The sequence below is a fragment of the Leucobacter chromiireducens subsp. solipictus genome (assembly GCF_016758195.1).
GTDB classification, from domain to species: Bacteria; Actinomycetota; Actinomycetes; order Actinomycetales; family Microbacteriaceae; genus Leucobacter; species Leucobacter solipictus.
In genome coordinates this window covers 730894-743121 of the sequence record NZ_QYAC01000001.1, presented here as the reverse complement: position 1 = coordinate 743121, position 12228 = coordinate 730894, and the positions used below count along the sequence as shown (strand labels likewise).

Genomic DNA, 12228 nt, shown 5'->3' with positions numbered 1-12228 from the left:
TGCTTAGTCGCTGCCGCGCAGGATCGCGAGCAGGCGCAGGATCTCCACGTACAGCCAGATCAGCGTGACCATCAGGCCGAAGGCCGCGGACCATGCCCACTTCTCGGGCACCCGGTTGCGGACGCCGTTCTGGATGAGCTCGAAGTCCATGACCAGCGAGTACGCCGCGAGGAAGATCGCGAGCGCGCCGATGATGACGCCCAGCGGGATCCCGAAGAGCTGCACGCCGCGCAGGCCCCACGGGTCCGAGTTCACGCCGGTCCACATGAGGATCATGTTGACGACGGAGAACACGAGGTAGCCAACCATGGCGATGAGCACCATCTTGGTCATGCGGGGGCTCGTGCGCACCTTGCCGCTGCGGAACAGCAGCAGGGTCACGCCGAACACGGCGAGCGTGCCGATGACGGCCTGGGACACGATGCCGGGCCACTGGGCCTCGAAGATCCCCGAGATGCCGCCGAGGAACAGGCCCTGTGCGGCGGCGTAGGAGACGATGAGCGGAACGCTCGGCTCCTTCTTGAACGCGTTGACGAGGCCGAGCACGAGGCCGGCGATCGCACCGGGGAGGGCGAGGATCGGGAAGAACCAGCCCACGGCACCGAGCGCGAGCACGATGATGAAGAGCATCACCGTCTTCGAGATCGTGTTCTCGTAGGTCATGGGCCGGTCGGAGGGCGTGATGACCGGCGGCTGCTCGCCGCCGAACCCTGCCTGTTCGACCGGGGTGTCGATGCCCGGGCGCTGCGTCTGCGCAGCGGGCTGATCGTAAATGCGGCGCAGCTCGTCAGCGCTGAGGGTCTTGCCGTTCAGTGCTGGGTTGTTGCTGAGAGCCGGGTTGCTCATGCGTCGGAATCCTTTCCTGGCGTCTGGAGTGGGTCCAGTTTATCGATTCGCGGCTTCGGGGCGGCTGTGACTTCGTCGGCTGTTCGTGCAGGGCGTACTCGCGGCCGACCGCGGCGGCATCGACGCACCGTGCCCTACGCTGGATCTATGTCAACGCGCGCGGCCGGGGGGCCGCTCATCATCGGGCACCGAGGTGCTCCGGGCTACCGTCCGGAGCACAGCGCGGCGGCGTACCGCCTCGCGTTCGAGCTGGGAGCCGACGCCGTCGAGCCGGACATCGTGGCGAGCCGCGACGGGGTCCTGGTCGTGCGGCACGAGAACGAGATTTCGGGGACCACCAACGTCGCCGATCACCCGGAGTTTGCCGCGCGCCGCACCACCAAGGTCGTGGACGGGAAGAAACACACCGGCTGGTTCGTCGAGGACTTCACCTGGGACGAGCTGTCGCGGCTGCGCTGCCGCGAGCGGCTCGCGAAGGTGCGGCCCGACAACCGCGACTACGACGACAGCGAGCCGATCCTGCGACTGCGGGATGTGCTGCGCATCGTCGACGAGGCGGGGGCGGCGTCGGGGCAGCCGAAGCGTGTGGTGGTGGAGATCAAGCACGCGAAGTTCCTGCTGCAGGCCGGGCTCGACATCGCTTCACTGCTGCTCGCGGAGCTTGCCGCCACCGGCTGGGACGCGCGCCCGGAGCAACTCATCATCGAATCCTTCGAGCTGGGCGTGCTCGAAAGCCTGAGCCGCGCTCGGGTGCGAGGCACGCTCGTGTACCTGACCGAACGGATGGGGACCCCTCCCGACGAGCCGCAGCCGGGACGGCCGAGCCGGAGCTACGCCTGGTATCGGAGCGACGCGGGCCTCGATTTTCTCGCGCAGCGGGTGGACGGGATCAGCGTGGCGAAGGGCAGCCTGATCCGGGTGAACGCGCTCGGGCGTGCCACGGGCCACACCGATCTCGTGGCGCGGGCGCACGCGCGCGGCCTGCTCGTCTACACCTGGACGCTGCGCCCGGAGAACCGGTTCCTGAACGTCCGCTTCCAGTCGTCGCTGCGCGGCGCGGAGTGGGGCGACTGGCAGGGGGAGTTCGGCCTGATCCTGCGCTCCGGCGTCGACGGGATCTTCGTGGACCACCCGGACCTCGGCGTGGCGCTGCGCGAACTCCCCGCGTAGTCCCGGACCCGTTCGCGGGTGCCGGATCCGCCCGCGGCGGCGAGAGCCGCCCGCGGGTTCCGGGCTCTCAGCGCGACGAGCCGGCGCACTCGCCGACGAGGTTGCGCTCCATCAGTGCGCGGAGTTCGGGCCCGTGCCACCCGGCGTCGAGCAGGTAGCCGAGCTTCGCGGTCGCGGCCTCCACGGTGAGGTCCGAGCCGTCGATGACGCCGGCCTTCGCGAGCTCGTGACCCACCGCGTAGCGGGAGAGTTCGACCCCGCCGAGCGCGCACTGCGTGATCGCGACGACCGGGATCTCGGCCCCGATGTCGCGGAGCACGCCGGCCATGCCGAGCCGGGCCATCGGCGCATTCCCGCTGCCGTAGCACTCGAGGATCAGGCCGTCGGGCCGCCCGCCAACGGCGGCCTGCAGGTCGAGGACCGTGACCGCCGGGACGAACCGGAACGTGAGGATCCGGGCGGCCCGGATGGTTTCGGGGGTGCCGCCCGTGGGCGTTCCCGGCATGCCGTGCGCGCCGCGGGCGAGGGGCGCCTCGGCGCGGAACGCCGAGAGCGCGCGGCTGTCGTGCTTGGTGGTGCGGACGGCCGGAAGGAGGTCGCCGCCGAACGCGACCGCGACCGGGGAGCCGGGAGCGGCCCGCACGGCGGCCCGGATCGCGAGCGAGAGGTTATCGATCGCGTCGGTGTCTGCGGCCCCGTGTGGCAGCTGACTGCCGGTGATGACCACCGGGACGCCGAGGTCCGCGAGTTCGAAGGCGAGCCGGGAGGCGGTGAAGGCGAGCGTGTCGGTGCCGTGCGTGATCACGACGCCCCGCGGCCGGTGCGTCCGCACGCGGGCCCGGATCGCGCGCGCGATCTTGGGGGCGGTGTCCGAGTCCGCGTTCGCGCTGTCGATCGGCGGGAGGAGGTGGTTGATGCGCGGCGTGATCCCGAGCGGGCCGCAGATGCCGGTGACGATCTGCTCGAGCACCTCGGGAAAATCGGGATCCGGCGCGAGCCCGTTCTCGCTCGCGCGCTTCCCGATCGTGCCGCCCGTGGCGAATACGAGGACCGAGCGGGAGGACGAGGCAGCGGCAGACATGGTTTCCATTGTGGCCGATAACGCCCGGTTCCACAGATTCGGCCGCCCGGGCCGCTCCCTGTGGAGCGCGGGACCTGAGTGTCGGGGGTCCCGCCTAGACTGGAGCCACGATGAGCGAGTTCGAACTTCTGGATCCCGGTGCCCCCGTCGGCGGCGCCTTTGGCGGCGGTGCGTCGGGCGACGGCGGCGGTGACCCGTTGCTCGACGGGCTGAACCCCGCGCAGGAACGCGCCGTGATCGCGCGCGGCCCGGCCCTCTTGATCGTGGCCGGTGCCGGATCCGGCAAGACGCGGGTGCTCACGCACCGGATCGCGCACCTGATTCGCGAGCGGGAAGCCTGGCCGAGCCAGATCCTCGCGATCACCTTCACGAATAAGGCCGCGGCGGAGATGCGGGAACGCATCGGCGGGCTGCTCGGGAGCGCCGCGGAGGGCATGTGGGTATCGACGTTCCACTCCGCCTGTGTGCGGATCCTGCGCCGTGAGGCGGAACGCTTCGGCTACGTGGCGGGCTTCACGATCTACGATTCCGCGGATTCGCGTGCGCTGCTGAAGCGCATCATCAAGGAGCTCGACGCGGACACGTACGGCTTCACGCCGGCGAACGCGGGCTCCAAGATCTCGCGCCTGAAGAACGAACTCACCGACGTCGACGCGTACGCGGCGACCATGAACGAGTCCGATCCGCGGGAGCGCCTGTTTGTCGAGATCTTCCGCATGTACGAACAGGAGCTGCGGCGGGCGAACGCCTTCGACTTCGACGACCTGATCGGGCAGACCGTGCACCTGTTCCGCGCCCACCCGGACGTGGCCGCCGTGTACCAGCGCCGCTTCCGGCACATCCTGGTCGACGAGTACCAGGACACGAATCACGCCCAGTACTCCCTGATCCGGGAGCTCACGCGGCCGGTGCCGCTCGCGCAGATCGGGCAGCTCGTGCCGCCGGTGCGGGAGCGGGAACTCGACGCGACGGGGCAGATCCCCGGTGCCAGCCTCACCGTGGTGGGCGATTCGGACCAGTCGATCTACGCGTTCCGCGGCGCGGACATCCGCAACATCGTTGAGTTCGAGCGCGACTTCGCGGGGGCCGAAGTGGTGAAGCTCGAACAGAACTACCGATCCACCCAGAACATCCTCAGCGCCGCGAACGCCGTGATCGGCAACAACTTCGATCGCCAGGAGAAGAACCTCTGGACCTCGGAGGGCGACGGGGCACAGATCGTCGGCTTCACCGGGTACTCGCAGCACGACGAGGCCCGCTTCGTCGCGGAAGAGATCGAGGACCTGCACCGCGGGGGCCTCGACTACAACGACATCGCCGTGTTCTACCGCACCAACTCGCAGACCCGTGCGTTGGAGGAACTGCTGATCCGCTCTGCGATCCCGTACCGGGTGCTCGGTGGCACCAAGTTCTACGAGCGGGCCGAGGTGAAGGACGCGATGGCGTACCTGACGAGCATCGCGAACCCCTACGACCCGATCGCGTGGTCGCGCCTCCTCGGCGCCCCCAAGCGCGGGATCGGCCCCATGGCCGAAGCGCAGCTTGCCAACTTCCAGGAGGCCGAGGGGATTTCCCTGCACGACGCCCTCCTGCGGGCCTCGGAACTCTCGTTCGGACCCAAGGTGCGCGGTGCCATCCTGGGACTCGGGGAACTGCTCGTGCGCGCCTCGCGCATGGCCGCGGGCGGCGGCACCACCGATGTGATCGCCGAGCCCGGCGAGGCCCCGGAGGAGAAGGCCCCGGCCCCGGTGGGCGACGTGCTCAAGCTCATCCTCGACGAAACCGAGATGATCGAAAAGCTCCGGGCCAAGCGGGATCCGCAGGATGACGCGCGCGCCGAAAACCTTGAGGAGCTCCTCGCCGTGGCCCGCGAATTCGACGTGAAGCAGCCGGGTGCCGGGCTCCTCGCGTTCCTCACCGAGGTCAGCCTGGTCGCCGCAGCGGACGATCTCGACGATTCGAGTGGCACGGTCTCCCTGATGACCATGCACACGGCAAAGGGCCTCGAGTACCCGGCCGTGTTCATCACCGGCGTCGAAGAAGGACTGATCCCACACCAGATGTCCGTGGACGAGGTCGGTGGCGTGAACGAGGAACGGCGACTCATGTACGTCGGCATCACGCGCGCCCGTGAACGGTTGTATCTGACGCTCGCGTCGACCCGCGCCACCTTCGGCGACGTGTCGGTCGCGATGCCCTCCCGCTTCCTGCAAGAAATCCCGGAGGGGCTCATCGACTGGCGGCAGTCGCCGGGCGAAGTCACGAGCCGAGGGGGCACGGCCTCCCGCGCGCTGAACGCGCCCTCGCGGCCGGGTGCCGCGGGATCCCGCTCACGGGGCGGCCGGACAGAGTCCGCGGTCTCCTTCGGGAGCGGGGGCGGATCCGGGGCGGCCGCGGTGTCGGAGCCCGCGAGCGGAAACATGCAGTCCGCGCTTGAGCAGTGGCGGGAGCGCAAGCGGGCGGCGAAGGCCGCGCAGGCGGCGGGCGGCGGCTTCCCGAACACGATTGGGCTCGGGAGCCGCGACAACGGCGACCTCGCACTCGAGGTGGGCGACCGGGTCCGGCACGACGAGTACGGTGAGGGCCGGGTGGTGCAGCTCACGGGGGCGGGCACCAAGCGCATCGCGCACGTGGACTTCGAGTCGGTTGGCGAGCGCAAGCTCCTCGTGAAGCTCGCACCGATCAGCAAGGTCGAGTAGTCGACACCCTCGGCACGGCGAGACCGGCGGCGCCGAGGCCACCGGCACGGGCGTCGACGAGCTAGCCGAGGAGGGTGCGGTACTCCGCCATGGCGCGGTGGAAGTCCTCGTCGCTGGCCGTGACGTCGCCGTCCCCGGTCATCCAATCGCTCATCTGCGTGGTGATCACACCGTGCATGAGCGACACCGCGAGCGACGCCTCACGAAGTGGGGAATCGAGCTTGGCGTGCTCGGGGTGTGCCTCAAGCCAGGCCGCCGCGGTCGCGGTGAGCGCGTAGCCCGACTCCAACAGCGAGGACATGGTGATGCGCCCGGCGACCGGCTGCTCCGCGATCAACTGCGCGCGCAGACGCGCGACCTCAGTGTTCACATAGCTATGCCCGATCGCGGCGAACAGGAGCCGAAACACGCCGAGCGTGAGGTCGTCCGGGCTGCTGTCCAGGATCGAGAACGCGGCAGTGCCCTCCGGCAAATTAATGGCGCGGCCGACGATCGCGTAGTCGCGCGCGGGAAAGTAGTTGAAGAACGTGCTGCGCGAAATGTCCGCGCGTTCGCAGATTGCCTCAACCGTGACGTTCTCGATCCCCAACTCCAACGCCAGCGACACCGCTGACGTCTCGATCGCGTTTTCGGTCGCACGTCGTTTCCGTGCGCGGAGGCCCTCGGGCTTCGGTACTCCAGTGGTGCTCACTCGGCGTCAACTCCAGTCGAAGCCGGGTCGGGATGGAAAGCTCGTGGTACCGAGCGTGGCTTCGCCTGGACCGAGTCTAGCGAGCGTGCCTGAGAATGCCGAACGGTGTCGCGGGAGGAAAACATCCGCGATTTCTCTGCGGAGTGTGTGTACGCTACCTGAGGGGAAATTTGGGGGACCGCGCGGATATTCCGCGCAGTGGGGAGTGGGCCGTCTGATGTGGGGGGTGTTGCAGCGCCTGAGCGCGCGGCAGGACGCGCATTCGGCGTACCTGCTCGCAGCCGCATCCTTTCTCAGCATGACCCTGGTTGTCGACTTGCTCGCCCACACCGGCATGGACAACCGCTGGTTCGTGTGGGGGCTGCTGGTGTTCTGCGGTGCCGGATCCCTCGCGACGCTCTGGTTGGGGCGACGCGTCCCCCGCTGGATCGGCCTCGCCTCGGTGTTCATGTTTCTGGTCGCCCAGACCTACTTTCTGAGTCTGCCGGAGGATCCGCCGTCGGTCATCGCCTCGATTCAGCAGCTGCCGGTCGTCGCGTTCTACCTCGGGTGGTTCGTGCGGCCCCGGCTCGCCCTGATCATCATGGGCGTGAGCGCCGTCGCCTTCAGCGCGGTGATGGTGGGGAACCCGCTCCTCAGCGCGGACGGGGCGATCGGGGCCCCGGTCGCCGTGCACGGAATTCTCGGCATGCTGTTCTGCTTCACCGCGGGCATGTACCTGTGGCGGCGACAGGTGCGCATCGCGTCGATCGATCAGCTCACCGGGGCGCAGAATCGCCAGGGGCTTCAGGCCCGGCTCGCCGACATGCTCCGGAAGCGCGGCGGGAGTCGGGCACCGTTCAGCGTGATCGCCATTGATCTCGACGGATTCAAAGAGCTGAACGACTCCCGCGGGCACGCGGCCGGGGATCTGGTGTTGAGCCGCACGGTGCAGGCGTGGCGCGAGGCGAGTCGTGCGGGGGACATCGTGGCGCGTGCGGGCGGTGACGAGTTCGTGATCCTGCTCCCGAACACGAACGCGGCCGCGGCACAGCAGGTGGTGGAGCGTCTGCAGCACGTCTCCGAGCACCCGTGGTCGTGGGGGATCGCCGAGGTCCGTCCGGGCGACACCGCCGAGCAGCTGCTCGCGCGGGCCGACGGCGGCCTGTACGCGAGCAAGCGCGAGCGCAGAGCCGAGGAGGCGCTGCGACGTCGGGAAGCGAACGGGGGATCGCCGGACGAGCGGGTCGCCCCGGCGGCCGCGCCGGCCGAACGGGAGCCGGGAGACGGGATTCCGGGCCGCGTGCGCGCCTGGCTGCGCGACCAGATCAGTCGCTGGGTGCGCTGGCAGACCCCGTTCTCCTTCGTGAGCGCGCTGATCCCGCTGCTCCTCGCGATCGTGCTCCTCTCGGATCTCCTCCTCCCGCATCCGGGGCTGCAGATCCGGTCCGTCGTGACGTGGGTGAGCGTGTACGTGATCGCGGGCATCGTTCCGCTGGTGTTCGGGCACCGCTACCCGCGGTGGGCGGGGATCGGGATGATCGCGATCATCGAGGTCTGGTCGGCGATGTTCCTGCTGACCGCGCAACACCCGCACGCCGAGATCAACGCCCTGCTGGAGCTCCCGGTGATCGCGCTCTATGTGGGATGGTTCTACACGAGCGTGATCGCCCGCGTGTTCATGGCGTGCAGCGCCCTGCGCGTCGCCGCGACGCTGCTCTGGAATCCGGAGTTGGGGCACGGCCTGGGGTCCCCGTTCATCATGGTCAGCTACTCGGTCCTCATCGCGCTCTTCTGCTTCGAAGGCGCACGCGCGGTGCGACGTCTCGGGCAGGTGCAGGTCAGCACCGATCCGCTCACGCACGCCCTGAACCGGCGGGGCCTCGTCGCAGCGGGCGCCGAGCTGCGCCAGCGGGCGCGTCGCGCCGGGGACTCGGTCTCGGTCGCGCTCATCGACTTCGACCGGTTCAAGCAGCTCAACGAGCGCGGCGGACACTCGGCGGGTGACGAGGCGCTGCGCGACTCGGTGCGGCGCTGGAGTGCTGAAGTGGGGATGCGCGGAATCACGGGACGCACGGGCGGGATCGTCTCGCGCCTCGGCGGGGACGAGTTCGTGATCGTATTCCGGGCGGACCAGCGTGCCGCGCAAGAACAGCTCGAGCAAGTGGCGCGGGCATCCGGGTATGCGTGGTCGTGGGGGCTCGTGGAGCTCGGGAACCAGGAGGCGCTCGACGCCGCGATCGAGCGCGCGGACGCGCGGCTGTACGCGTCGCGGGCCGCGCGGAAATAGCGCGGGTGGCGCGCGGATTCTGGGTCCACACCCGGGGAGGGCAGTGGTAGGGTAGCCACTGGTCGACTTATCTCGACATCGAGACATTTTCTGCCTCGCGTCCCCCACCACAAAGCAAAGGACACTACGTGGATCTGTACGAGTACCAGGCACGAGACCTCTTCGAAGAATATGGAGTGCCGGTGCTGGCCGGCATCGTTGCCGACACCCCGGACGAGGCACGCGCCGCCGCCGAAAAAATTGGCGGCGTCGTGGTTGTCAAGGCGCAGGTGAAGGTTGGCGGTCGCGGCAAGGCCGGCGGCGTCAAGGTCGCCAAGAACGCCGACGAAGCACACGCCGCAGCCGAGGCGATCCTCGGGCTGGATATCAAGGGCCACACCGTGAAGCGCGTGATGGTCGCGGCGGGCGCCGACATCGCCCAGGAGTTCTACTTCTCGGTGCTGCTGGATCGCGCCAACCGCTCCTACCTCTCGCTGTGCAGCGTCGAGGGTGGCATGGAGATCGAGGTGCTCGCGGTCGAGAAGCCGGAGGCGCTCGCGCGCATCGAGGTGGATCCCCTGCGCGGCATCGACGCCGCGAAGGCCGAGGAGATCGCGCGCGCCGCGAACTTCCCCGAGGAGCTCGTCGCCAAGGTTGCCGCGGTGTTCGAGAAGCTCTACGCCGTGTACGTGGGCGAGGACGCCACGCTCGTCGAGGTGAACCCGCTCGTGCTCACCGGCGCCGGTGACATCATCGCGCTCGACGGCAAGGTCTCGCTCGACGAGAACGCCGACTTCCGCCAGGCAGGCCACGAGGCGCTCGCGGACAAGGGTGCCGAGGATCCGCTCGAGGCGAAGGCCAAGGAGCAGGACCTCAACTACGTGAAGCTCGACGGCGAGGTCGGCGTGATCGGCAACGGTGCGGGCCTCGTGATGTCGACGCTCGACGTCGTCGCCTACGCGGGCGAGAACCACGGCGGCGTGAAGCCCGCCAACTTCCTTGACATCGGCGGCGGGGCCTCGGCTGAGGTCATGGCCGCGGGCCTGGACGTCATCCTCGGCGATCCGCAGGTGAAGTCGGTGTTCGTGAACGTGTTCGGCGGGATCACCGCCTGTGACGCGGTGGCCAACGGCATCGTCGGGGCGCTCGAGAAGCTCGGCGACGCGGCAAACAAGCCGTTGGTGGTGCGCCTCGACGGCAACAACGTCGAAGAGAGCCGCCGCATCCTGAACGAGGCGGCGCACCCGCTGGTCACCCAGGCCGCAACCATGGACGAGGGCGCCGACAAGGCCGCCGACCTCGCCAACGCCCGCTAAGCCACCGACGAGACTCACGGAAAGAAGCAACAGAATGTCGATCTTCCTGAACAAGGATTCCAAGGTCATCGTCCAGGGCATCACCGGCGGCGAGGGCACCAAGCACACCGCACGCATGCTCGCGGCCGGCACCCAGCTCGTGGGCGGCGTGAACGCCCGCAAGGCCGGCACCACGGTGTCGCACGTTGACGCCGCGGGCAACCCGGTCGAGCTGCCCGTCTTCGCGACGGTCGCCGAGGCCATGGCCGCGACCGGGGCCGACGTATCGGTCGCGTTCGTGCCGCCGGCCTTCACGAAGGACGCCGCCATCGAGGCCATCGACGCGGGCATCGGCCTGCTCGTCATCATCACCGAGGGCGTTCCCGTCAAGGACTCGGCCGAGCTCTGGGCGCACGCGAAGGCCACCGGTGGCAAGACCCGCATCATCGGCCCGAACTGCCCCGGCATCATCACGCCGGGCGAGGCGCTCGCGGGCATCACCCCCGCCACCATCACCGGCAAGGGCCCGATCGGCCTCGTGTCGAAGTCGGGTACCCTCACGTACCAGATGATGTACGAGCTGCGCGATCTCGGCTTCTCGACCGCCATCGGCATCGGCGGCGACCCGGTCATCGGCACCACGCACATCGATGCGCTCGCCGCATTCGAGGCGGATCCCGAGACGAAGGCGATCGTCATGATCGGCGAGATCGGCGGCGACGCCGAGGAACGCGCGGCCGAGTTCATCAAGGCCAACGTGACCAAGCCCGTCGTGGGCTACGTTGCCGGCTTCACGGCCCCCGAGGGCAAGACCATGGGCCACGCCGGTGCCATCGTGTCGGGCTCCGCGGGCACCGCGCAGGCGAAGAAGGAAGCCCTCGAAGCGGCTGGCGTGAAGGTCGGCAAGACGCCGACCGAGACCGCTGAGCTGCTGCGCGAGGCGTTCGCCGCGCTGTAACCAGCCGGGCACACCCTGGAGACCCCGTCGGCCACGCGCCGGCGGGGTCTCGTGCGTGTGCGGGGGTGCGCGGTGGTGCCTGCGTGCGGCGTCACCGGACGCAACACAGTGGGGTGCGCGCCGCGGGTGCGGGATACTGAACGGAGGCGCAGCCCGCCGCACACACACCGCAGGGAGCACACACATGAGCCAGCCACAGGGCGCCCACCTCGTGGGCAGCATCAATTTCGACGATGCCGAGACCACGATCCGCACCGCCGCGACCGAGCTGGGGGCACACCTGAAGCGGATCCCGGACGGCGAGGTGGGGGAGCGCTTCCACTGGATCGTGTTCCAGGCCGACCGGCTGGGCCAGACCCCGGGGATCGAGCGCGTGGGGGACACGCCGATCCCGATCCGGACGCTCGACGCCCGTCCCGTGCAGCTCGCGCCCGGGGTGCGGGCCGCGGACCTCACGCTGGCCCCGCTCGGGTACGCGGAGGCCGCGCTCGAGTCGTATGCGGTGTTCGCGCGGGTGCAGGCGGCGGGCGAGATCCCCGCGGCCACGCGTTTTCAGGTCTCCCTGCCGACGCCGCTCGGCGTGGTGGGAAGCTTTGTGCACCCGGCGAACCGGGCCGAGTTCGAACCCGTCTACGAGGCCGCGCTCGCCGCGGAACTCGACACGATCCTCGCCGCGATCCCGCACGAGCGCCTCGCGATTCAGTGGGACGCCGCGCTGGAGTTCGCGATCCTCGAGGGGGTCAGCACGCGCGGCGTGCCCCACGAGTGGTTCGAGAACGTGTGGGAGGAAACCAGTGCGCGCCTCGCTCGCCAGATCGATCGGGTGCCCGCGGACGTCGAGGTCGGGGTGCACCTGTGCTACGGAGACGTCGCGGAACAGCACTTCGTCGAACCGAGCGACACCACGAACCTCACCCGCTTCGCGAATCTGGTGGTCGCCGCGGCGGAGCGCCCGCTGACGTGGCTGCACCTGCCCGTGCCGATCGAGCGCGATGACGCCGAGTACTATGCGGCGCTCGCCGAGCTCCAGCTGCCGGCCGAGACCGAGCTGTACCTGGGGCTCGTGCACCGCGAAGACGGGGCGGCGGGTGCGGAGCGCCGGATCGCGGCCGCGCAGCAGCACGTGACGCGCCCGTTTGGCGTGGCCACGGAGTGCGGCTTCGGGCGCGCGCCGGAGGGCACCACGATCCCCCTCTTCGAGGCGCACCGCGCGGTCGCCGCCGCTTGGTAGCCAGAGCCC

The 12228-nt window shown here is 69.5% G+C and carries 9 protein-coding genes; 6 read left to right on the top strand and 3 right to left on the bottom strand.

Annotation, left to right across the window (positions count from 1 at the left end; genetic code table 11):
- Nucleotides 1-3: 3 nt before the first annotated feature.
- The gene (locus D3230_RS03440; RefSeq protein ID WP_202343577.1) at nucleotides 4-846 is read right to left on the bottom strand and encodes a Bax inhibitor-1/YccA family protein; all 843 of its coding nucleotides are present in this window, start codon (nucleotides 844-846) and stop codon (nucleotides 4-6) included.
- A gap of 147 nt (nucleotides 847-993) precedes the next feature.
- Here D3230_RS03440 and D3230_RS03435 point away from each other — a divergent pair, with 147 nt between their 5' ends.
- Nucleotides 994-2016: a glycerophosphodiester phosphodiesterase family protein gene (locus tag D3230_RS03435; RefSeq protein ID WP_202343576.1), complete on the top strand. Its 1023-nt coding sequence runs from the start codon at nucleotides 994-996 to the stop codon at nucleotides 2014-2016.
- Nucleotides 2017-2083: 67 nt separating this feature from the next.
- Here the strand turns inward: D3230_RS03435 and D3230_RS03430 are convergent, their stop codons facing one another.
- A complete protein-coding gene (locus D3230_RS03430) occupies nucleotides 2084-3097 on the bottom strand; it encodes an asparaginase domain-containing protein (RefSeq protein WP_237466670.1) in 1014 nt (337 codons plus the stop codon).
- 110 nt (nucleotides 3098-3207) lie between these two features.
- On the opposite strand from D3230_RS03430, the gene D3230_RS03425 reads away from it, so the two are divergent.
- Nucleotides 3208-5796, top strand: a complete 2589-nt coding sequence (locus tag D3230_RS03425; protein WP_202343574.1) for an ATP-dependent helicase — start codon at nucleotides 3208-3210, stop codon at nucleotides 5794-5796.
- 61 nt (nucleotides 5797-5857) lie between these two features.
- Here D3230_RS03425 and D3230_RS03420 read toward each other — a convergent pair whose 3' ends face one another.
- Nucleotides 5858-6487: a TetR family transcriptional regulator gene (locus tag D3230_RS03420; protein ID WP_202343573.1), complete on the bottom strand. Its 630-nt coding sequence runs from the start codon at nucleotides 6485-6487 to the stop codon at nucleotides 5858-5860.
- Nucleotides 6488-6785: 298 nt separating this feature from the next.
- On the opposite strand from D3230_RS03420, the gene D3230_RS15800 reads away from it, so the two are divergent.
- From D3230_RS15800 to D3230_RS03395, 4 genes are all read left to right on the top strand, one after another.
- The gene (locus tag D3230_RS15800; protein WP_237466669.1) at nucleotides 6786-8756 is read left to right on the top strand and encodes a GGDEF domain-containing protein; all 1971 of its coding nucleotides are present in this window, start codon (nucleotides 6786-6788) and stop codon (nucleotides 8754-8756) included.
- A gap of 128 nt (nucleotides 8757-8884) precedes the next feature.
- Nucleotides 8885-10051, top strand: coding sequence for an ADP-forming succinate--CoA ligase subunit beta (gene sucC, locus D3230_RS03405; protein WP_202343572.1), 1167 nt, complete (start codon nucleotides 8885-8887; stop codon nucleotides 10049-10051).
- A gap of 34 nt (nucleotides 10052-10085) precedes the next feature.
- On the top strand, nucleotides 10086-10988 hold the full coding sequence (gene sucD, locus D3230_RS03400; protein WP_202343571.1) for a succinate--CoA ligase subunit alpha: 903 nt from the start codon (nucleotides 10086-10088) through the stop codon (nucleotides 10986-10988).
- Between the two features lie 184 nt (nucleotides 10989-11172).
- Nucleotides 11173-12219 carry a hypothetical protein gene (locus tag D3230_RS03395; protein ID WP_202343570.1) on the top strand — a complete coding sequence of 349 codons (1047 nt, stop codon included), beginning with the start codon at nucleotides 11173-11175 and terminating at the stop codon, nucleotides 12217-12219.
- The last annotated feature ends 9 nt before the right edge of the window (nucleotides 12220-12228 follow it).